The organism is Brevibacterium antiquum, assembly GCF_016107655.1.
In the GTDB taxonomy this organism is placed as follows: domain Bacteria; phylum Actinomycetota; class Actinomycetes; order Actinomycetales; family Brevibacteriaceae; genus Brevibacterium; species Brevibacterium antiquum.
The window spans coordinates 38,204-59,472 of record NZ_JABASX010000010.1 but is presented as its reverse complement, the minus strand read 5'-3'; the positions used below and the strand labels follow the sequence as shown (position 1 = coordinate 59,472).

15 protein-coding genes and 1 pseudogene are annotated in these 21,269 nt (G+C 64.4%); 8 read left to right on the top strand and 8 right to left on the bottom strand.

Going from position 1 to position 21,269, the window contains the following annotated elements:
* The first annotated feature begins 17 nt into the window (after window positions 1-17).
* From JFC13_RS16015 to JFC13_RS16005, 3 genes are all read left to right on the top strand, one after another.
* The gene (locus JFC13_RS16015) at window positions 18-1,481 is read left to right on the top strand and encodes a benzaldehyde dehydrogenase (RefSeq protein WP_198398057.1); all 1,464 of its coding nucleotides are present in this window, start codon (window positions 18-20) and stop codon (window positions 1,479-1,481) included.
* Window positions 1,482-1,547: 66 nt separating this feature from the next.
* Complete coding sequence (locus tag JFC13_RS16010; protein ID WP_198398056.1) at window positions 1,548-2,816, top strand: MFS transporter; 1,269 nt, start codon at window positions 1,548-1,550, stop codon at window positions 2,814-2,816.
* A complete protein-coding gene (locus tag JFC13_RS16005; RefSeq protein ID WP_198398055.1) occupies window positions 2,813-3,979 on the top strand; it encodes a PrpF domain-containing protein in 1,167 nt (388 codons plus the stop codon). Before JFC13_RS16010 ends, JFC13_RS16005 begins: the two co-directional genes overlap by 4 nt.
* A gap of 97 nt (window positions 3,980-4,076) precedes the next feature.
* On the opposite strand, the gene JFC13_RS16000 is transcribed toward JFC13_RS16005, so the two are convergent.
* Window positions 4,077-6,968 (bottom strand): ExeM/NucH family extracellular endonuclease, encoded by a 2,892-nt coding sequence (locus tag JFC13_RS16000; RefSeq protein WP_198398054.1) that lies wholly within the window; start codon window positions 6,966-6,968, stop codon window positions 4,077-4,079.
* A 260-nt stretch (window positions 6,969-7,228) separates the two neighbouring features.
* On the opposite strand from JFC13_RS16000, the pseudogene JFC13_RS15995 reads away from it, so the two are divergent.
* Window positions 7,229-8,080: pseudogene (locus JFC13_RS15995) on the top strand (FAD-dependent oxidoreductase); the annotation flags it as partial.
* A gap of 49 nt (window positions 8,081-8,129) precedes the next feature.
* Window positions 8,130-8,411 (top strand): Rossmann-fold NAD(P)-binding domain-containing protein, encoded by a 282-nt coding sequence (locus JFC13_RS19455; RefSeq protein ID WP_232488698.1) that lies wholly within the window; start codon window positions 8,130-8,132, stop codon window positions 8,409-8,411.
* Window positions 8,412-8,470: 59 nt separating this feature from the next.
* Here the strand turns inward: JFC13_RS19455 and JFC13_RS15990 are convergent, their stop codons facing one another.
* From JFC13_RS15990 to JFC13_RS15965, 6 genes are read right to left on the bottom strand one after another with little or no spacing between them, the layout of a single operon-like run.
* Complete coding sequence (locus JFC13_RS15990; RefSeq protein WP_096160317.1) at window positions 8,471-9,385, bottom strand: endonuclease/exonuclease/phosphatase family protein; 915 nt, start codon at window positions 9,383-9,385, stop codon at window positions 8,471-8,473.
* Window positions 9,386-9,394: 9 nt separating this feature from the next.
* Complete coding sequence (locus JFC13_RS15985) at window positions 9,395-10,075, bottom strand: HAD family hydrolase (protein WP_198398053.1); 681 nt, start codon at window positions 10,073-10,075, stop codon at window positions 9,395-9,397.
* The gene (locus tag JFC13_RS15980; RefSeq protein WP_096160315.1) at window positions 10,072-11,175 is read right to left on the bottom strand and encodes an ABC transporter ATP-binding protein; all 1,104 of its coding nucleotides are present in this window, start codon (window positions 11,173-11,175) and stop codon (window positions 10,072-10,074) included. Before JFC13_RS15980 ends, JFC13_RS15985 begins: the two co-directional genes overlap by 4 nt.
* Complete coding sequence (locus JFC13_RS15975) at window positions 11,172-12,092, bottom strand: ABC transporter permease (RefSeq protein WP_096160314.1); 921 nt, start codon at window positions 12,090-12,092, stop codon at window positions 11,172-11,174. Before JFC13_RS15975 ends, JFC13_RS15980 begins: the two co-directional genes overlap by 4 nt.
* Window positions 12,077-13,006 (bottom strand): ABC transporter permease, encoded by a 930-nt coding sequence (locus JFC13_RS15970; RefSeq protein WP_198398052.1) that lies wholly within the window; start codon window positions 13,004-13,006, stop codon window positions 12,077-12,079. The genes JFC13_RS15975 and JFC13_RS15970 overlap by 16 nt, the downstream gene beginning before the upstream one ends.
* The gene (locus JFC13_RS15965; protein ID WP_101571983.1) at window positions 13,003-14,142 is read right to left on the bottom strand and encodes an ABC transporter substrate-binding protein; all 1,140 of its coding nucleotides are present in this window, start codon (window positions 14,140-14,142) and stop codon (window positions 13,003-13,005) included. The genes JFC13_RS15970 and JFC13_RS15965 overlap by 4 nt, the downstream gene beginning before the upstream one ends.
* 339 nt (window positions 14,143-14,481) lie before the next feature.
* Here JFC13_RS15965 and JFC13_RS15960 point away from each other — a divergent pair, with 339 nt between their 5' ends.
* The gene (locus JFC13_RS15960) at window positions 14,482-15,273 is read left to right on the top strand and encodes a GntR family transcriptional regulator (RefSeq protein ID WP_198398051.1); all 792 of its coding nucleotides are present in this window, start codon (window positions 14,482-14,484) and stop codon (window positions 15,271-15,273) included.
* A gap of 134 nt (window positions 15,274-15,407) precedes the next feature.
* Here JFC13_RS15960 and JFC13_RS15955 read toward each other — a convergent pair whose 3' ends face one another.
* Window positions 15,408-18,842 carry a proline dehydrogenase family protein gene (locus JFC13_RS15955; protein ID WP_198398050.1) on the bottom strand — a complete coding sequence of 1,145 codons (3,435 nt, stop codon included), beginning with the start codon at window positions 18,840-18,842 and terminating at the stop codon, window positions 15,408-15,410.
* A gap of 185 nt (window positions 18,843-19,027) precedes the next feature.
* Between JFC13_RS15955 and JFC13_RS15950 the strand changes: the two genes are divergently transcribed.
* On the top strand, window positions 19,028-20,551 hold the full coding sequence (locus JFC13_RS15950; protein WP_198398049.1) for a transposase: 1,524 nt from the start codon (window positions 19,028-19,030) through the stop codon (window positions 20,549-20,551).
* A 94-nt stretch (window positions 20,552-20,645) separates the two neighbouring features.
* Complete coding sequence (gene udk / locus JFC13_RS15945; protein ID WP_332839445.1) at window positions 20,646-21,257, top strand: uridine kinase; 612 nt, start codon at window positions 20,646-20,648, stop codon at window positions 21,255-21,257.
* Window positions 21,258-21,269 lie beyond the last annotated feature (12 nt).

The window sequence follows — 21,269 nt, the reverse complement described above, 5'->3', positions numbered from 1 at the left end:
GAATAGGGGAGAAAGACATGAGCGAGAACAGCTTCCTAGGTGCCCAGTGGCACGGCAAGATCTTCACCGGCGCGTGGACGAACGGCGCAGACGCATCCTATGACGTCATCGAACCCGCCACAGGCCAGACCTTGGGGCGCTTGGGCGCTGCGAACGCCGATGACGTGAACGAGGCCGCCACCCGTGCAGCGGCAGCACAGAAGGAGTGGGCGAAGACGCCACCTGCCGAGCGTGCCGCTGTCCTCCGCCGGGCCGGCGCTCTGTGGGCCGAGCACGCCGAGGAGATCTCCGACTGGATCGTCCGCGAATCAGGTGGGATTCCAGCCAAGGCCGGGCTGGAAGTCAGCTCCGCAGAGCAGATCTGCTTTGAATCCTCTGCCCTGCCCAGCCACCCCAAGGGACAGGTCCTGACCTCGAACGAACCCCGCTGGTCCTTCTCCCGCCGAGTGCCCGCCGGAGTCGTCTCCGTCATCGCACCGTTCAACTTCCCACTCATCCTCTCCATCCGCTCGGTCGCTCCGGCGCTGGCCCTGGGCAATGCGGTCCTGCTCAAACCGGACCCACGCACCGCGGTCTGCGGCGGTGTCAGCCTGGCCCGGATCTTCGCCGAGGCGGGGCTTCCCGAGGGACTCCTGCAGGTGCTGCCCGGAGGCCGGGAAGCCGGCGAAGCAGTGGTCTCTGCTCCCGAAGTATCGGTCATCTCCTTCACCGGTTCGACGGCAGCCGGGCGCAAGGTCGGCGAATCCGCCGGACACCTCCTCAAGCGCTGCCACCTGGAACTGGGTGGAAACAACGCCCTCATCGTCCTGCCCGGGGCAGAAGTCGGTCCGGCCACCTCGGCGGGGGCCTTCGGCTCCTGGATGCACCAGGGTCAGATCTGCATGACCACGGGTCGCCATCTCGTCCACGAGTCCATCTACGACGAATACGTCGAACAGCTGGCCGAGCGTGCCCGGAACCTGCCCGTGGGCAATCCCGCCACCGAGGAGGTCGCACTGGGGCCGATCATCGACGACAAGCAGCGAACGAACGTCCGCGACATCATCGACAAGGCCCAGGCCGACGGTGCACGACTCGTCGCCGGAGGAACCGGCGAGGGTGCATTCGTGCCGCCGACCGTGCTTGCCGATCTCAGTCCCTCGAACCCAGCCTGGACGCAGGAGATCTTCGGACCCGTGGCACCCGTGAGTCGCTTCTCGACTCTTGAGGAGGCCGCGGAACTGGTCAATGCCAGCGAATACGGGCTGTCGGTGGGCATCCTCGGCGATGTGGGCATGGCCATCGAACTGGCCGACCTCGTCGACTCCGGCAAGGTCCACATCAATGAGCAGACCGTCTCTGATGAGGCGAATGTGCCCTTCGGCGGCACGAAGGACTCCGGCAACGGATCCCGCTTCGGTGGGGCCGAGGCCAACATCGAAGCCTTCACCGAAACCCAGTGGGTCACGATGCGCTCGCAGATTGCGCCGTATCCTTTCTGATTCGCTGACCGTCCACCCACGAAGACCGTCCAACCACACTGACCTACTGAACGACCGGAGACACTGATGTCCACACCTGCCGCAGCCCCTGGCGCTGCCAACACTGCCCGCGCCGGCGATACCCGCTGGCCGGCGATCCTGTGTTGGCTGGCCGTCGCACTCGAAGGCTTCGACCTCGTCGTACTGGGAGCCGTGATCCCCGAACTCCTGGCGACCAACGCCATCGGCTTCACTCCTGAGGCTGCGACCCTCGTCGCGACCTTGAGCCTGGTGGGTGTGGGCCTCGGTGCCGCGGCGGTGGGACCGATCGCCGACAGCTTCGGGCGCCGTTACACGATCATCTTCTGCGTGCTCTTCTTCTCCATCTTCACGATTCTCGTCGCGTTCTCCCCGAACGTCGCCCTGTTCACAACCTTCCGGTTCATCGCCGGACTTGCCCTGGGTGCCGTGATGCCCGGCTGCCTCGCCTACATCAGCGAGCACAACAAATCGGGCAAGACCGGCAAAGCGACGACCCTGACGATGACCGGCTACCACGCCGGTGCCGTGGCGATCTCACTGCTCGCCGTCTTCTACTCGCACAACTGGCACCTGCTCTTCATCGCCGGTGGTGTCGCCGGACTCGTCCTCGTCCCGCTGCTGTGGTGGAAGCTGCCCGAATCTCAGGAGTTCGTCGCCGCTCAGGTCGCGAAGTCACGTCCGGCCGAAGCTGCCGACTCAGAAGTCGTGGCCCCGAAGACCGGCATGGCCGGACTCTTCGTCGGACGGTTCAAGCTGGTCACGATCGGTGTCTGGGCCGCCAGCTTCATGGGTCTGCTGCTCGTCTACGGACTCAACACCTGGCTGCCGAAGATCATGGCCGATGCGGGCTACGAGGTCTCCGACTCCCTCGTCATGCTCTTCGTGATGAACATCGGCGCCGTCGTCGGACTCGTCATCGCCGGCTGGTTGGCGGACAAGCACGGCACCAAACCGATCGTGCTCATGTGGTTCCTCTTGGCAGCCGTGTTCCTCGCGGCACTGAGCATCCCGATGACGAGCCAGATCCTGCTCAACATCGCCGTCTTCATCACCGGTGTCTTCGTCTTCTCCGCTCAGGTCCTCGTCTACGCCTTCGTCTCCGCGATCTACCCACCCACGGCACGCGGCACCGCGATCGGCATGGCCTCGGCAGTCGGCCGCATCGGCGCCATCGTCGGACCGTTCATCACCGGCACCCTCGTCACGGCGGGTATTGCCTACCCGTGGGGCTTCTATCTCTTCGCCGTCGTCGCCGTCCTCGGTTTCGCCGCGATGGTCATCGTTCCGAAGGCTGTGGACGCCGCAGGCCGATGACCGATTGGATCGATGCCGCGTTCGTACGCGGAGGCACGAGCAAGGGACTCTACTTCCGCTCCGATGCCCTGCCCGAGCTGGACACGGTGCCAGCCCAGGGAGTTGCCGGTGACACCTCGGCATGGGATGCGATCTTCTGCTCCGCCCTCGGCTCTCCGGACGCCCTCGGCCGTCAGCTTGATGGCATGGGCGGTGGGATCTCATCGCTGTCGAAGGTGATGGTCGTGTCCTTGTCGACGCGGACAGGTGTCGACCTCGACTACACCTTCGGTCAGGTCGATGTCGCCGAGGCGGTCGTGGACTATTCCGGCAACTGCGGAAATCTGTCCTCGGGTGTCGTGCCCTTCGCACTGCTGGCCGAGATCATCTCCGCGGCCGATGGGTGGCACGTATTCCGTCTGTTCAACACCAACACCGGCAAGCTCGTCGACGTCGGCCTCACCGTCGTCGATGGACAGGCTGCGGTCGCAGGGGACTTCGAACTCACCGGGGTCAGCGGCACCGGGGCACCGATCGAGCTCATCTACCCCGATCCGGCAGGCAGCCGCACCTCGGGGATTCTGCCCACGGGAGCTGCCTCGGAGTCGATCGACGTCGACGGAGGCATGATCGAGGTCTCCGTGGTCGATGCGGCATTGCCGGTAGTCATAGTGCCTGCAGACGCGATCGGTCTCAACGGCGATGAGTCTCCGGAGTCCATCGACGCCAAAGTTCCCTCGACGCTGATGATCGAGGAACTGAGACGCAATGCGGCCGTGCGAATGGGCTTGTGCGAGTCTCCGGAGACCGCCCCGCAGGTCGTGCCCAAGGTCGCGGTCGTGACCTCACCGAAGCCGACGATCCTGCTCGACGGCACCACCTCGGCGGCTGAGGATTCCGATGTCGTCGTCCGCATGATCTCCATGGGCCAGACCCACAAGGCCGTGCCGGGCACCGGAGCAATGTGCTTGGCAGCTGCCGCGCAGATCCCCGGAACAATCGTTTACGGAATAATCCACAGATCCGAGCATTCTGTGCCTGGCCCGGAGGTGTGTCTCGGCACACCATCGGGCGTGGTTACCGCCTCCGCGGTCTGGGACGAAGCGCAGAAGACCGTGACGGCGGCCTCCCTGTTTCGCACTGCCCGCGTGCTCATGCGCGGCCAGGTCGCGGTTGAGAGCTGAAAGTGAGGGAGGAAAACGTTGATTCTACGATCAGAATCGACGTTCTCCTCCCTCACAATGGGTGGTCCGGCGGTACATGGCCGCCCGGAACCGTGTACTAGCTGCGTACTCCCAGCTTGCGTCTGCGCACGATGAGCACAATGCTCGCGCCGATGATGAGGAACCCAGCCGCAATGGACATGGTCAGCGCCGGATCAACACCCGTACGAGGCAGGTCGCCGCCAGCATCGCTTACTGCCGCGTCTGAGGATCCACCGGCAGCAGAATCTGAGGATCCACCGGCACCCGCAGCAGATGAGTCACTGGAACCACCCGAGTCACTCGCACCGCTCGAACCGCTGTTGGCATCCGCACTCACAGAAGCCGCCGAATCCGCACCCGCCGAAGCATCTGCGTCTGCGCCGTCGGCACCAGCACCAGCATCTCCACCCTCAGCACCTGCACCAGCATCTCCACCGTCAGCCTCAGCCGAGGCCTCTGCGTTGTCGTTCCCGACCTCGTCCCCAGGTTCGAAGAGCCCCACGACGACAGGATCGTGATCGGAGGCGCGGAACTGATCCGGAGCGTAGAAGTCGCCCGCGTTGTAGTTGAAGCGGCTGTATTCGAGTGCCAGAGCTTCGACCGAGTTGATGTTCCAGACATCGGCACCGGTGATTGCATCGAAAGCGCTCGACGGCACATCCGCCTGAGCCTCGGACCTCGACTTCGACTGAGCGCCCGAGCCTGAAGCGTCCAATGCCAGCACGTGGTCGAGACTGCCGGCGCGGGACTTGAACACATAGGTGGATTTGTCTGTCTTCTCGGCTGCGACGTCCTTGAACCCTGCCTCGTAGAAGACCTGCATCGGGTCCTCTTGAGTGTAGGAATTGAAGTCGCCGAGCATGTAGACGAAGTCGCTGTCGGCGGCCTCCTGCTGCTTGCCTGCGAACTTGACCAGCGAAGTCGCCTGCTTCACCCGATCAGCGTTCGACGCTCCCTGTCCGTCACCACTGTCCTCGTTGCCTTCGCCTGAGCCCGAACCTTTGGACTTGAAGTGGTTCGAAATCGTCACGAAGGTCTTGTCGTTCTCAAGCTCACCGGACTCGTCCTTGGGTGCGAACGCCTGCGAGAGGGGCTCGCGGGCGTTGGAGAACGCACCCTGGTCGTCAAGGATCGTGGAATCGTTCTGCGGGGCCACCTCGGCGGGCTGATAGATCAAAGCCGTGCGGATGACATCCTCATCTTCCGGCACCGTGGCGGGGGAAGGTACGAAGTCCCACTTGTCTTCTCCGGCAGACTCGTTGAGGCGCTGCACAAGAGTCTCAAGTGCATCATCGCGATCATCGCCGAACGCCGCGGAATTCTCGATCTCCATGAGAGAGACGACTGAAGCATCGAGCTTGCTGATGGCCGTGACGATCTTCGTCTCCTGGCGTTTGAGGCTTTCCGCGTTGGCAGCACCACGGGCATCGCAGCCGCCGCGAACGGTGATCGGGTTGCCCTCGCGGTCGTCATAGTAGTCACAGCCGGAGAGCTGATCGCCGGTCGTGGTGAAATAGTTGAGGACGTTGAAGCTGGCCAGACTGACCTGTCCGCCGATGTCCTCTGGTGCATCGGTGCGGGTGTCGGTGAAGCTGGCAGGCTGGATCGCCTCGGCGTTGTCGCCGGTCAGGCGCGTGGTGGGCTGGAAGCGCCACTTCTCGTGATCGAAGCCGAGCACCACCGGCGAGGTCATCGTTACCTGAGCGCCGACGCGCATCGGTTCGTCGTTCGAGACATACGGGACGACAGTGTCCTTGTCGTTTTCGAGGTAGTTCACGGTCGCGCCGTCATCGAGGACGACCTCCCGCTCGAGGTTCTCGGCCTCAACGGCCTCGGCCTCGGCGGTGCCCGGGCGGGCGACGTCGGTGGCCTGCGGGAGGGTCCCCTCGCCGGTGGCCAAAACGACCTCGCCGTAGGAGTTCGTGTTGTAATTGTCGGCCACGGTCAGCTCACCGGTGGGCTGCAGCAGCATGCCTTCGAGGGCTTCACGGGCGGAAGCGTCGTCAGGGAACGCGTCTTCGATGGGCTTGACCGCCTCGGCGGGCTCATCCAGGACCGTCATTCCCGTGTTGCTGACTGAGATCTGAGTCTGCCCGTATTGTTCAGAGACCGAGCCGGTCAGTTCAAGATGGTCGCCGAGGCTGACATCAGCGACTGTGTCAGGGGAGTAGACGAAGACGCCGTCCGAGGCGCCCGGAGTCTCATCCTCGGCACCGCCTGTGCCCGGCGTCTGCACGTAGTATCCGTTCAGCCCGCCGCTCGGGTACGACGCTGTGACGATGCCGCGGGTCCTGACGGTCTCGCCTTGCAGGGGGCTTTCATCGCCGGTGCCCTGAATATCGGCGATCGGGGTGACATCCTCTGGCACAGGGGAGTTGCCGCCGTCTTCACCGTCATCACCGGGCAGCGCGTCCGGAGTCGGCACCGCGGAGGACCAGGTGCCGTCGATGAGTTGGATGGATTGTCCGCCCGCGGCGGTGGCTCCCGTGGGAGAGGCCTCTTCGCCGACGACGGCGTCGGGGGTGTTCTTGTTCGACTTACCCGTCACACCCTTGCCGTCGGTCACGCCGCCGACCTGTTCGAAGTCCACGAGCATGCCGTCGTCATCGATGGCGAAGGCCGAGGAGCCGTAGCTGCCGTCGGCGGCATTCCCGGACTTCACGGAGTTCGTGATCGGCACCTCGACCGCCAGCGCGCCGGCCTCGCCTACGGTGGTGCCGGCAGGAACGGTGGTGATGTTCTCGGCCGCTTGGACACTGCCGCCGCGAGTGACGGAACCGACCGTCCATCCCGAGACGTCGGTGCCGGGCTCGGCTGCGATCTCGATGAAGTCAGTGTCGAGCGTGTAGCCGATTTCGCTGATGTGCGGATCTTCGGCAGCGGTTGCCGGTGCTGGGGGAAGCGTGAGGCCGATTGCCGCGACGAGGCTGAGTGCCGCGCACGATGAAGCCGTCTTGGAGACTGTCATAGGAGCCTTTCGGATTCTCAAGCGTCGCGAGAGATCACGGCGCAGACGCAAGCACCGTATCGCTGTCCACGCTGACGTCTATGGCAGACATGTGAACGAAGTGTGAACTCTGCAAGAGAACGCTGGGTGCTCTGGTGTGATCGAGACTACTACATATGAGACCCTGCCAACACGAACGTCGGCTTGGACGCAGCGAGTCCGCGCTGGCTCCGGGAGATCTAAACTGGTGATCTGATCATCAGTCTGCAGGGAGGCAGAAGATGCGTGTGCTCGTCGTCGGCGCCGGGATCGCTGGTTCCACGGTGGCCTATTGGCTGCAGAAAGCGGGGCATCAGCCCACGCTCCTCGAGCGATCACACGGGCTGCGTCGAGGTGGTTATCTCATCGATTTCTGGGGTACTGGATTCGATGTGGCAGAGCGGATGGACCTTGTGCCTCGACTGCGACGCGAGGGCTACCCGCTCGCAGAGGCTCGCGATGTCGCCCTAGATGGGCACCGGATTGCGTCGCTCGACCCCCAGCAGTTCGTTGCGGGAACAAGTGGCCGATACGTCAGCATTCTGCGTTCAGACCTCGCCGCTGCAATCCATGACAGCCTCGAAAGAGGCGTCGAGACGATCTTCGGGGACACCGTTGCCCGACTCACCGAGGGGGAGCGAGGCGTCCATATCGAGTTCTTGCATGCTGCCCCACGGGAATTCGACCTCGTGGTCGGTGCGGACGGGTTGCACTCACGCGTCCGTGAACTGTTCTTCGGTGAGGAGTCGCGGTTCGAGCGAGACCTCGGGATCGCCGTCGCCGCGTTCGATGTCGACGGCTACCGCCCACGAGATGAACTCGTCGCCGTCTTGCATGCTGAAGTCGGGTTCCAGGCGATCCGTGTCGCGCTGCGTGATGACCTGACGATGTTCATGCTGACCTTCCGGCATCAGGGCCCGGTTCCCACTGATGATCTCGATGCACAACGGGACCTCCTTCGTTCCAGCCTGGCAGAGGCAGGATGGGAGATCCCGGCGATTCTTCACGAGCTGCCGCGGGCACGAACGCTCTACCTAGATCGGGCGAATCAGATCCGGATGCGCTCATGGACCAGCGGCAGAGTCGCACTGATCGGCGACGCCGCGGCGAGTCCGTCATTGTTGGCCGGGGCAGGGATCGGCGTTGGCGATGGTCGAAGCCTATGTGCTGGCGGCCGAATTGGCTGCCACACCGGGGGACCATCGCCGAGCCTTCGACGCATACGAACGTCGGCTGACGCCGATGATAGCCAGCAAGCAGGACGCGGCCCATGGGCTCGGAATCGTCTTCGCTCCAGCGAATCGCCGCGACCTGCTGCTGCGCTCGGTCGGAATGAAACTCATGAACATCCGACCGCTGGCCGGTTTGATGCTGGGGCGCAGTCTGCGGGACCAGGCCGGCCTTCCCACGTGGCCGGGCCGCTGAGGCTTCAGCGTATGTACACGATCGACGGAGTGGCACGCGCCGATCGCGCAGGGAACCGCTCAGGCCGGGAAAGTGAACCGTGTTTCGACGAGCTGATGATCGGACGGGAAACGGTTCTGCCGCTGGTTCGGGATGAGTTCGCAGCGTCCGCCGACATCGACGAAGCCGTCTTCGATCAGACCTTCGGCGCTGCAGCCACGCATCACACTGTCGACGACGTCGAGGCCGCGCGAGAAGATGAAGTCGATCCGATCACGGGGCTCGGCACCGTCGGCGCGGCCCGGTTCGGGCTTCTCCTGATGACCGGCGTGGGTGAGCGGCTCGATCGGAGACCATGTATCGGCCGGAGAGGCGACAGGGTCAGAGTGCACCGCGCGGAAGGTGTCGGTGAACCCGGCCGCCAGCAGTGCGTCGGGCGAGCGCCACGCGATATCGGGTCGATCAGTGCGCGCCGACCAGTCCCCGGTGGACGGGGTATTGAAATCACCGCAGATGACGACGGGCAGATCGGCCTGACCGTCCTGGCCGCAGATACGGTCGGTCTCGGACAGGATCTCTTCGATCTGCTCGAGGCGTGGTGCCTCCTCGGCATCGGCGACGTCCTGTCCTTCCCCCTGCAGGGCTCGGTAGACCGCATAGGGGTACGGCGCGAGGTGGACGGACCAGACGAGTATCTGCGGCGAGTCCGGCAGCGGACGCACGAGTGCTGCCTGGGCATAGGGCAGCGTGCTGGTTTCCACCACCGTCAGCTGTCCGGAGCTGAGCACAGCCGTGTCCCATCCCCGCTGCGCATGGTCTGCGAGGATCTTCGGTGCCAGGTTCTCTGCGGCGCTGCCCCAGCATTCCTGCAGCGCCAGAACGTCTGCTGGGAACTGCGCAGCGATCGCGTACTGCTTCTCTTGGCCGAAGTCGACTTCGCGGCCGCCGTACCAGACGTTCCACGTCTGCAGGGTGAATGTGGTCGAAGTGGGCATGGCATCTCCTCAATGCTCGGTGTCGATGAGCAGCGAACGGGTTCGGGGATCGAAACGCAGCTGCGCGAAGTGGCGCAGTCGCACCTCGCCTGCCAGCTCGATGCTGGGATCGTTGTTGACTCCGATCACCGTGCATCCGGCCGTGTGCGCTGCCTGTGACCCGACCGGTGAGTCCTCGAAGGCGACCACCGTCGAGGCGGAGAGCCCGAGCCGTCGAGCAGCCAGAAGGTAGGGGTCCGGTGCCGGTTTGCCCTGGTCGACGTCGTCGATCGTGATGATGGCGTCGAAGAAGTCGAGCATTCCGGCACGTTCGAGGAGTCCGCGGACGTCCTCGCCTCGGCCGTTGCTGGCCACAGCTATCGGAATGGTCCCTGACAATGAGGCCACGAGTTCGGGAGCGCCGGGCATGGGAGCGGCGACGTGCTCGAGGGCGGCGCTGTAGGCGCGGTCGACCTCGCCTGCCGTCGGCGGTCGGACATCGCCGGGCGAGCCGGGTGCCTCGTGAATGCGCTGAAGTCGGGCCACAGCCTCGTCCGCGGTGAGTCCGCGCAGGTCCTCGGGCGAGAGGCCACTGGCGGACATCGATGTCAGGTAACCGGCCATGAGGTCGATCCAGGGGGCTTCGGAGTCGACGAGGATGCCGTCGCAGTCGAAGACGGCACCGGAGAATCCGGTGATGGAGTCGCTCATGCGGGGACTCCTTCGGCGTCGGCGTCGTTCCGGTCCAGGCGCAGCGCGGGTTCAGCGGTGACCGAGGCATCGATGCGCATGCCGGGTTGCAAGTCATCGGCGTCGACCGAGGCCAGGGAGGCCGCCCACCGCGCCTTGTGGTCTCCGGGCAGCCCGAGGTGGACCATTGTGCGCTCGCCGGTGTAGGTGCTGTGCTTGACCTCGAGGAAGCCGTCCGCGGCAGAAGTGATCGACAGGTTCTCGGGACGGACGAAAACGGTGTGATCCGGTGCGGGCTCGATGGGAAGACGGTCGCGAATCGTCCAGTCTTGGCCCACGGCGAATTCGTTGATCGAGCCGACGAACCGGGCGACGAAGGCAGTGGCCGGAGACGAATACACCTCGTGCGGGGCGGAGTACTGCTCGATCCTGCCGTCGTTCATCACCGCCACGCGGTCGGCGATCGCCAGAGCCTCTCCCTGGTCATGGGTGATGAAGACCGTCGTCGTGCCCAGCGCCTGCTGCACTCGACGAATCTCATCACGCAGCGAGGAGCGGACCGAAGCGTCGAGTGCGGATAGCGGCTCGTCGAGCAGCAGGACCTTCGGCTGAGTGGCCAGCGCGCGGGCCAGAGCGACACGCTGCTGCTGCCCGCCAGAAAGCTGATGCGGGAATCGGGCGCCCATTCCGGTCAGGCCGCAGATCTCGAGGAGCTCCTCGGTGCGTCGACGGCGTGCTCCGGCGTCGACCTTGCGGATCCGCAGGCCGTATTCGATGTTGTCGCTGACCCCGAGATTGGGGAACAGGCTGTAGCTCTGGAACACCATGCCCATGTCGCGGCTGTTGGGTGGCAGCTTGAGGACGGATTCGCCGCCGACGAGGACATCTCCTCCGTTGACCGGTTCGAAACCGGCGAGGATGCGCAAGGTCGTCGTCTTGCCGCAGCCGGACGGTCCGAGGAAGCTGACCATGCTGCCCGCTTCGATGTCGATGTTGAAGTCGTTGAGCACCTCGGTGCCGCCGTAGGACTTGTTGACGTGTTCGAAGCGCACGGCTTCGGGCTCATCTGTGTGTTCGATGCCCGATCGTGATGGGCGAGGGCGGTTATCCGCAGTGGTCATGGGGTCTCATCGTCCTTTCGAAAAGCACCGGCGGCCTGGGAGACGGCCGGTTCATCGGCTTCGGGCTCATCGTGCTCGCTGACAGCGCTCGGTCGATGGCCGAAGCGCGAGGCGCTCACGGTGGCGGCAGCCAGCAGCAGCCATGTGGTGAGGTTGAGCAGCACGGACAGGGTGATCGAACCGCGGAAGTTCGTGCTTGAGAGTGTGTTGAGGAATACCGGCAGGGTGTTGATCGACAGAGTCGCGGCCACCGTGTACTCCGCAATGGACAGGGCGAAGGTGAAGAAGACCGAGAACATCACCGGTCCTCGGATGTTGGGAATGATGACCCGCCGCAGTGTGGTCCCGAGCCCGGCGCCGAGGATCGATGAGGACTCGAAGAGCGTGCGCAGCGGCAGGGTGGACAGCCCCGCGTCGATCGATCGGAATGTGAAGGGCAGGCACAGGATGACGTAGGTGCCGACGAGCACGAGCGGCAGATCCTGCGACTGCAGCATCGTATTCAGCTGCATGCCGAGGCTGCCCCGGCCCTGAGCCGCCAGGCTGCGCAGCACTGCTGAGAGTCCGGCGACGATCGCGATGGCCGGCACGACCAGAGGCAGGGTGCACAGGATGCTGAGCACCGACCGCAGCCGAGGTGCCCAGAGGTGGACGGCGACGACTGCAGGAACCAGCGTGACCACGAGGATGACGGCAGCGAGCACGGACACGACGAGGCTGCGCATGAGCGGGGCCACGATCTTTCCGGAGTCGGCCAGGCCGGTGAGCCCGGACGTGGTGAAGCTGCCGTCGGCGCGGAAGAACGAATATATCAGCGAGCTCAGCAGCGGAGTAAGGATGAAGATCGCCAGCGCCGCGAGCGGCAGCCACGCCAAGAATCTCTTCATCCGCGGGGAGCTGTTCAGGTGTTCAGCCACTTGGCGCTCCTCTTCATCAATGCGTTGTAGGCGATGAGGACGATCACGGCGATCGCTCCCGTCGTCACGCCCAGGGCCATCGCCACTCCTTCTCCGCCGGTGGCCGCAGAACCGGCGAGCTGGCCGGCGATCTCGAGCGGGATGAGGGGGAAGCCTCCCGTGCCGATGAGCACTGCTGCCGAGGCGTGGGTGCCGAAGGCGGAACCGAACATGAGCAGCCAGGCACCCAGCAGGGCGGGAGTGATCACAGGCAGTCCGACACGGCGCCAGAAGGTCACGCTGGTGCCGCCCAACGACGTGTTGGCCTCACGCCACTGCTGTCTGAGCGAGACGAAGCTGGGAAGCGTGAGAAGGATCATCGTGGGGATGAGGAAGTACTGGTACATGAGGATCAGACCCTTGACGCTGTAGAGCGTGAAGGTCGAATCGACCGCCGTGATCAGCGCGGTGAAGTATCCGGTGTTGCCGACCGCGACGATGAAGGAGAACGCCAGAGGAACGCCTCCGTCGTTGGCCAGCACGCTGGAGATCACGGCGGTGATGGAGTCGACGATCTTCGACTTCACGGTCGAGATCGCCCAGGCGCAGAGACCGCCGAAGATCGCGGCCACGGTGGCGGCGGTGAACGACAGGAGGAGGCTGTTGCCCAGGGCCATCGAACGCGATCCCGAGCCCAGCGCGGTGAAGTTGTCGAGGCCGAAGGTCTTCGTGCCGGGTTCGCTGCCGGGAACGAGGAGCGAGGTCGCCACCATTCCGCCGATCGGGATCACGAAGAACAGCACGATGATGACCGCGATCGGTGCCAGGGCCGTCCAGGCCGGTGAGAGGGCTCGCCTGCGCCGTGGGCCGGCCGGAGCAGGTTCTGCTTCGGCCGGCCCAGCGGTGCGGGGCAATGACTGTGGAACTGAGGTCATCCGATGGCTTTCGCCCAGTTGTCAGCCAGGACCTTCTGCTGCGAATCCCGCTGTTCCTGAGTCGGCTGCGGCGCCGTCTGGTCGACCGCATCATCGAGCAGCTTCGACAGTGCATCGTCGTCGACCGTGTCGGCTTCGACCATGGCGTCGAGGCGACCGGGCAGGACGTAGCCTTCGAGCAGCAGGTTCTGTCCCTCGTCGCTGAAGACGAATTCCTGCCACAGGCGTGCAACCGCTGGGTGTGGTGCATCATCGTTGATCGATGCCGCGTAGTAGGAGGCGACGGTGCCGTCGGACGGGATGGAGATCGACATGTCCACCCCACCGTCAGCAAGGTCGTCCGCCCACTGCAGGAGCAGGTAGTCCCAGTTGACGGCGATCGGCGTCTCACCGGTCTCGAACGTTCCGGCCTCGGCCTCTGTCGGTACGAGGTTGCCCTTGTCCGAGAGCTCGGCGAAGTAGTCGATGCCCGGCTGAATGTCGTCGAGCGAGCCGTCGTTGGCCAGGGACGCGGCGACGACGGCCATGAAGCCGGCTTCGCCCGTCGTCGGGTTGCCGCGCATGGCGACCTTGCCCTTGTACTCGGGCTCGAGTAGCTCGGCGAAGCTCTTCGGGCACTTCTTCACGGTTTCGGAGTCACAGCCGATGGCCATGGTCCCGCCGAGGTGGTTGAACCAGGTGCCGTCCGGTGCCTTCATGTTCTCGGGGATGTCATCGGCGGTCTCGGGATAGTATTCGGCGAGCAGGCCCTCCTCTGCGGCGTCGACGGCGAAGGATTCGCCGGTGTCGAGGTAGTCGAGAGAGGTTTCCTGCCCCTGCCTGTTCTTGACCGCGTTGATGAGGTCTTGGCTCGCGCCGGTCGAGGTGTCGTTGTCGATCTCGATGTCGTACTTCTCCGAGAACGCGTCGAGCAGCCCGCCGTAGTTGGCCCAGTCGGGGTAGAGGCCCATGACATTGAGTGATCCCTCCGCCTGAGCAGCCTCGACGAGAGCGTCCATGCCCCCGCCGTCTTCGACCGACGTCGCCGATCGCCAATTGGCCGATTCCTCGGACTCGGCGCTGTCACCGCAGCCGGACAGGGCGGCCAGAGCGCCCACTGCGAGGGCAGCCGTGAGCTTTCGTGTGTGTTTGAGCATCGTCGTACTCGCCTTTCGGACTTGTGCGCAAGCGCATTGTGTTCTCATTCGAAGTGCTTCGATCCATCCCCACGATAGGGAACAGATGGAAGATAGACAACCTAGATCACTAGTGAGGTTCTAAGTGGCGAATAATCCTCACTAGTGAGCCTGACCAAGAAAATGCCGTGCGCATGAACTCTGCCGGGCTGCTCACAGCGTCGAGACAAGGTGACGGTGACGCTCCAGTGCGTTCGGTCATCGCCAGCTCGGAGCTTGCGGTAGCGTAGGTGCACGGCACTGACAGCAGTGCTGAGCGTGCTGGCTCTATTGGGAATACATCATGGGAGGACTGAAGGCGTGACCGAGTCGCAACTGCAGCCGTCTGGATCCGGCGGTGCGCGGTACGAGCAGATCGCGGAGCAGATACGCGAATCGATTCGCACCGGGGCACGGCAGGTGGGTCAGAGCCTCGAATCCGAAGCAGCTCTGGCCTCCGAGTACGAAGTCGCACCGGGCACGGTGCGCGAAGCGCTGCGACTGCTGGTCAGTGAGGGAACCGTGGGAGGTCGGCGCGGAGCTCGCAAGATGGTGCTGCGCAGGCCTCGGCCGGCGGCAGTGGCTGAGGAGTTCCGCAGCTTCGCTCAGTGGGCCAGCGCGCACGGGCGGACCCCGGGCGGCCAGGTCATCGAGCAGCGCTGGCGCATTGCGGGGGATGAGACGGCCGCGGCACTCAAAGTCGATCCTCGTGCCCGTGTGCTGCGGGTTCTTCGTGTGCGTCTACTCGACGGCGAGAAGGTCATGGTCGAACGGACGAGCTACCCCGAGGATCTCGGCGACTTGGTCGAGAAGGTTCCCAGCGATGCAGCCTCGGTCAGCCGCAGCCTCGCCCAGCAGTACGGGATCGTCTTCGCCGGTGCTGATCACGTCTTCTCGGCGACCGTCTGCGGTCAGCAGGATGCAGACCTGCTGGGGGTTGCACGCGGACGACCGCTGCTGCGCCACCTGCGCCGCAGCCGCGACAGCGCGGGGCGGCCGTTGGAGATATCCGAAGACCGCTATCTGGCCAACATCCTGTCCGTGGCGATGTCGAATGGTCGCAATGTCAACCCGATCAGCTGGCTGACTGCCGACGAACCGAACTGGTTCTGATTTCGTCGCCGACACCCGAACAGCAGACAGCGGCTCGGACACCTCGATCCGAGGTATCAGAGCCGCCGTCCGCCAACCGATCGGCTGGGTCAGGGCCAGCAGGTCGGCTGGGTCATGCCTTGAGTTCGGCTGGGTCAGGCCTTGAGCTCGGCCGCCAGCTCGTGGAAGTCTCGACTGGGGTTGCCGAAGCGGTGCAGGGTCATCGACACTGCCTGCTCCTGCACGTAGTACCGCATCTCCACCCGCGCCGAGGAGGTCACCGGTTCATCGATGACCGCAACCTCGGGGCGTGGTGCGGTGGCCGCCAGCAGCTCAGGTTCCTGCGGCCCGAGCACGCGGATGCGGGCACCGACGGAGTCGTCGTATCGTCCTTCGCCGACCATGTTCGCGAATGTCGCTGCGGACTCGGTCCGAGCTGCGACACCCGCGTTCGTGGCGGCGATCTTCACCTCGGAGGCCACCTCCTCGGCGACGGACAGCTGCACGGTCGACCCGACGCACTTCGCTGCGTGCAATGACCTCTCCAGATCGAACAGCGACGATGTCGAGGTCACTCGCAGTGTGACCGGGCGGGGCCGGTAGCGGAAGATGTTGGCCTCTGACTGCAGGCCCGTGTGGTCCTTCGCCGCGCCGAACTCGCGGGCCAGCCAACGTTCGTCGTCGGCCTTGGCCAGTTCCAGGTTCTGGCTCGCGTCAGTGGCGCCTGGCAGTGTGGAGGGATCGTCGGTGTAGTGGCCGAAGAGCATGAGGTAGTTCGGGCCACCGGCCTTCGAGCCGAGCCCGACGGAGGACTGCTTCCAGCCGCCGAAGGACTGGCGCCGAACGATTGCACCGGTGATGCCGCGGTTGACGTAGGCGTTGCCGACCTGGACACGGTCGAGCCAGGTGCGCACCTCCTCGGGGTCGAGGGAGTGGATGCCGCCGGTGAGGCCGAAGTCCACATCATTCTGGAACTCGATGGCCTCGTCAAGGTCGCGGGCGTGCATGAGACCGAGCACCGGACCGAACACCTCGGTGAGGTGGAAGAAGGATCCCGGCTTGACGCCGTCCTTGATTCCCGGGGTCCACAGTCGACCCGTGTCATCGAGCTGCTTGGGCTCGAGCAGCCAGGACTCACCCGGTTCGAGGGAGCTCAGGGCCCGTTCGAGCTTGTCGGAGGGATCCTCGGTCAGCGGACCCATCGTCGCCGACATGTTCGCCGGCCAGTCGACGACCATTGAGGAAGCAGCATCGATGAGCTGCTTGCGGTAGCGCTGCGAGTCATAGGTCGAGCCGACCATGATGCCCAACGAGGCGGCCGAGCACTTCTGACCGGCATGTCCGAAGGCGGAATACACGAGATCGGCCACGGCCAGATCGCGGTCAGCCGCCGGAGTGATGAGCAGAGCGTTCTTGCCCGAAGTCTCCGCGTTGACGTGCAGGTCCGGACGGAAGGACTTGAACAGGGCCGCCGTTTCGGAGGCGCCGGTGAGGATGACACGGTCGACATCCGGGTGGGCGACGAGATGACGGCTGAGGTCCCGGTCCGAGGGCGTGCACAGCTGCAGCACGTCCTTCGGGACGCCGGCTTCCCACAGGCAGTCGATGATGAGTGCCGAACAGTGCGGTGTGGGCTTCGACGGCTTGTGGATGACGGCCGAACCGGCCGCCAACGCTGCCACGGTGCCTCCGGTGGGGATGGCGATGGGGAAGTTCCACGGCGGGGTGACGACGACCATCTCATCGGGAACGAAGTTCGCTCCTTCGAGGGTCTCCAGCTCCGCGGCGTTCAGAGCGTAGTAGCGGATGAAGTCGATGGCCTCTGAGATCTCCGGATCGGACTGGGACGGCATCTTCCCAACCTCGGCGGCCTCGACGGCGATGAACTCGCCACGACGGGCGGCGATCACTTCGGCGGCCCGATGGAGGATCTCACCACGACCGGCAGCACCCAGCGCACGCCAGGCTTTGGCAGCCTCGCGTCCATCGGCGATCATCTCATCGAGCTTCGAGGCCGAGTCGACCTTCGGCGTCTTCGGACGGTCGTCGAGATATCCGGGGGCGGTCGCCTCGGCGATGATCTCCTTGGCCCACTTCTGGTTCGCCGGCAGTGAGGGATCGGTGTCGGGCTCATTGAAGAACTCGGTCGGGGCAGGCCCTGAGACATCGCGTTCGGCCGAACGGTCCTGGTTCCGGTTCGGCCTCGGCGCGGTATCACCGTCGGTCTCGAGGATGTCCTCGAGCTGTTTGACGGAGTCCTGGAAGCGGTCCGCCTCCCGAACGAAGACCTCGTTGCCGTTGGCCAGGTCGAAGATGCCGGACATGAAGTTCTCGGACGACGAGTTCTCCTCGAGCCTGCGCACGAGGTAGGAGATTGCGACGTCGAATTCCTTCGGATGCACAGCCGGGACGTAGAGGAGGAGATCTCCGACGTCCTCGGTCACCGCGGCGGCCTGTTCCGAGGCCATGCCCTGCAGCATCTCGAACTCCACGCGGTCGGTGACTTCCCGGTCGAGCGACAGGTGGTGGGCGAAGGCGATGTCGAAGAGGTTGTGGCCGGCTACGCCGATGCGCAGCCCCTTCATCCGCTCGGGAGTGAAGAGCCAATGGAGGACGTGCTTGTAGTTCGCGTCTGTGGACTGCTTCGAATCGCACGTCGTCGCCGGCCAGCCGGCGATCTCCGCGTGGACGGTCTCCATCGCGAGGTTCGCGCCCTTGACGAGACGAACCTTGACCCCGACTCCGCCGTTGGCGACACGTTCATTGGCGAACTCGCTCAGACGCTGCACGGCGCCCAGCGCGTCGGGCTGGTAGCCCTGGATGACGATGCCGGCCTCGAGGTTCTTGAACTCGGGTTCGGCGAGCAGGCGGGTGAAGACCGCGATCGTCAGCTCAAGGTCCCGGTACTCCTCCATATCCAGGTTGACGAACTTGGACCCGGTCGGTGCCTTCGCCGCCTGCTGGTAGAGCGGACGCAGGCGTTCGACCACGTAGTCGACGGTCTCGTCGAAGGCCCACATGGAGATCTGAGAAGCGACAGAGGAGACCTTGACGGAGACGTAGTCGACGTCTTCGCGGGCCAGCAGTCGGTGGGTCTCCTCGAGGTGATGGTCGGCTTCGCCATCACCGAGGACAGCCTCGCCGAGGAGGTTGATGTTGAGTCGGTGACCGTCTGCGGTCAGCGCGGCGACGGCCTTGCCGAACTGCTTGTCGCGGGCATCGACGACCATGTGCCCGACCATCTGACGCAGGCGGGTGCGGGCTGCCGGAACGACGACCTGCGGCAGTGCCCGAGCCAGAGCGGCACCGGTCTTGATCTGGGCGCGGTCGAGGGCAGACATCGTCTCGGGCGCAAGTTTGCCGACCTCAGCCAGGGCGTCGGCGGCGGCGTGCACATCATCGGTGCGCACGACCCGGTCGACGAATCCGACGGTGAAGTCGAGGCCGTTGGGGTCGGAGAGCACTGCCGAGAGGCGTTCGGCGGCAGGGTTCTTGGCCGTGGTCTTGCTCGTTGCCACGCGCAGCCATTTGCGAACGGTGTCGATGGAGCGACTGGTGAGCTGATCAAGATCGGAGTCTGTGTGCAACAACTGCTCGTTCCTTTTCTGTTGGACGAACTCTGGATGAGTCTGGCTGGTGTCTGTGCCAGCTGTTCCCGCGTCGCCGTTGACCGTTGACGGGATCGTTGTGAACAGTATGCGCCGGAGAGAATACGGGGTGAAGGGCTCGTGACCAATCGCAGACATAGTTGAGTCAGAAGTAATAGAATAGCGTGATGTATTCCTCAGAAATGCGTCGTGACGCCGTTGCCAGGACGGCCTCGTCCTCCATCGCCGAGGTGGCAGCTGAGTTGGACGTCTCACCGTCGAGTCTGCGTCGGTGGATGGTGAGATCCGATCTCGAGGATCGTCCCCGAAGTGGCCGTCCGCAGATCCAGAGCACGGCCGATCAGGTGGTGGAAGCTCTCGTGAGCACGGCAGGGGCGAGGATCTCTGGGAAGGACTATTCGACCCGGGCGCTGGCCGATGCCACTGGCCTGAGCCAGAGCATCGTATCTCGTGCGATGAGGGGCATGACAGTGCCGCGGGATCAGGTGCGCGGTGGCGATGAGATCACTGCCGTAGCGGGAGGATTCCCCCTGGTCATCATCGGTATTCGCGTTGCCGATCAACGAGCTGAAGGCACGAGCGCAGTCTCAGCGCGGCGGGTTCAGCGCCGCATCGCCGGCATCGTGGCCGGTCTGCGTTCGGCAGGGGTCCAACATTGGCCGCAGCGATTCGACAGCGAGCATCGCCAGACCGATGCAGCGGTGATGCTCGAGCTGCTTCAGGCAGGGAGCGACCGGGAGCGCTTCGTCGTCTTCGATCCTCATAGAGAGACGAACGAGACGGCAGAGAGCGCGAACATCGCGGTCCACCGTGAGTTCGCAGAGTTCCTCGACGCCGTCAAATCCGCTCTCGCCACTTGCCGCGATATTCCCGGGTCTCTGCTCGACATGCTCTCCGTTCGCGTGCGGCATGGTTTCGAAGGCGTGATGTGGCGGCAATCGAGTCAAGCAGACCCCCGGAGAAGTTCCAACAATTCTGACTCAATGGAGATCTCTTCGTGGCTGCCGAAGGAGACGCGATCCATCACCGAGCATCTGGCGATCGCGCTGCGTGAGGAGATCATCGACTCCGGTTATGAGCCCGGAGACAGAATCAACCCGCGCCTCCTGTCACGCCGTATGCAGGTGCCCCGTTCCTCGGTGGATGCCGCACTCCGGCGCATGGTCGATGACAAGCTGCTTGACGGCTCACGTGGTGGCTCGAGAATTCCTCTGATCACGACCCTCGACGTTCTCGACCTCTATGCCGGGCGTATGGCGGTGGGGGAGGTTCTGCTGCGGTCTCTGGCGCTTCGGCCGAAGCGCTACTTCGTGCCTGTGCAGCTGGCGCTGCGGCAGGTGGAGGCATCGGCGGCGACGAAGAGCGGCATCGACGTCGAGGACGCAGACCTCCATTTCCAGCAGGAACTGGCCCGAGCGTCCGGACTGCGGCAGAGCGCTCGCGCCTTCGAAGCCCTGACGCTGCGTCTGCGTCTGTTCATCTCTGTCCTGCAGCTCGACTACTCACCGGCCAGCGATCGCATCCTCATAGACGACCGTGCCATCTTCAAGGCGCTGTCGCTGGGGGATGCCGACACCGCTGTGAGCGCCTGGCGGGGCAAGGTCGACAACGCGGTCAGGCACATGGCCGGACTTTTTGCTCGCCGCCGGTTCGACCAGGACCTCTGGGCACAGCTCACCCGGCGGCGTTGAACGGCCCCGCCGGACAACCTCGGCGAGGGTGACTGGTATAAATTTGGGGAAAGTCAGTGCTTGAGTCCGCACAGCCGAAAGGGATAGTTGAACCGTGGAGACCTTGATTGTAGGCGTGGCTGGCGGCACCGGCAGCGGAAAGACGACCTTGACCCAGGCGCTGCTGGACAAGTGCGCGGGACCACCCTCGGTGCTCTTTCACGACAACTACTATCGGCGGCGAGACGAACTGACGTACGAAGAACGGGAGAAGGTCAACTACGACGATCTCGACGCCTTCGACAACGACCTCTTCGTCGAGCACCTGCGCGCACTGCGGTCCTCACAGTCGGTTAAGAGCCCGGTCTATGACTTCTCGATCCACAATCGCAGCGATCGCACGACTCTGGTCGAACCATCGCCGGTGATCATCGTCGAGGGAATCCTCATCTTCGCAGAGCCCCGGATCTGCGAACTGCTGGACATCAAACTCTTCGTCGACACGGACGCCGATGTTCGTCTGCTGCGGCGGATCAAACGTGACGTCGTCGAACGAGGCCGAACCCTGCAGTCGGTCGAGGACCAGTATCTGGGAACCGTGAAGCCGATGCATGAACTCTACGTCGAGCCCTCGAAGCGCAACGCGGACATCATCATCCCTGATGGCGGGCACAATATCGTGGCCATGGACATGGTGCTCAATCGGATTCAGAGGGACGTCGGCTAGTATCCCGATCGG

Coding starts and splice junctions, on each gene's coding strand:
- JFC13_RS15980 (WP_096160315.1), bottom strand. CDS start 11,175: ATGACCACTGCGGATAACCGCCCTCGCCCATCACGATCGGGCATCGAA.
- JFC13_RS16015 (WP_198398057.1), top strand. CDS start 18: ATGAGCGAGAACAGCTTCCTAGGTGCCCAGTGGCACGGCAAGATCTTC.
- JFC13_RS15970 (WP_198398052.1), bottom strand. CDS start 13,006: ATGACCTCAGTTCCACAGTCATTGCCCCGCACCGCTGGGCCGGCCGAA.
- JFC13_RS15965 (WP_101571983.1), bottom strand. CDS start 14,142: ATGCTCAAACACACACGAAAGCTCACGGCTGCCCTCGCAGTGGGCGCT.
- JFC13_RS15990 (WP_096160317.1), bottom strand. CDS start 9,385: ATGCCCACTTCGACCACATTCACCCTGCAGACGTGGAACGTCTGGTAC.
- JFC13_RS16005 (WP_198398055.1), top strand. CDS start 2,813: ATGACCGATTGGATCGATGCCGCGTTCGTACGCGGAGGCACGAGCAAG.
- JFC13_RS15950 (WP_198398049.1), top strand. CDS start 19,028: ATGTATTCCTCAGAAATGCGTCGTGACGCCGTTGCCAGGACGGCCTCG.
- JFC13_RS16010 (WP_198398056.1), top strand. CDS start 1,548: ATGTCCACACCTGCCGCAGCCCCTGGCGCTGCCAACACTGCCCGCGCC.
- JFC13_RS16000 (WP_198398054.1), bottom strand. CDS start 6,968: ATGACAGTCTCCAAGACGGCTTCATCGTGCGCGGCACTCAGCCTCGTC.
- JFC13_RS15985 (WP_198398053.1), bottom strand. CDS start 10,075: ATGAGCGACTCCATCACCGGATTCTCCGGTGCCGTCTTCGACTGCGAC.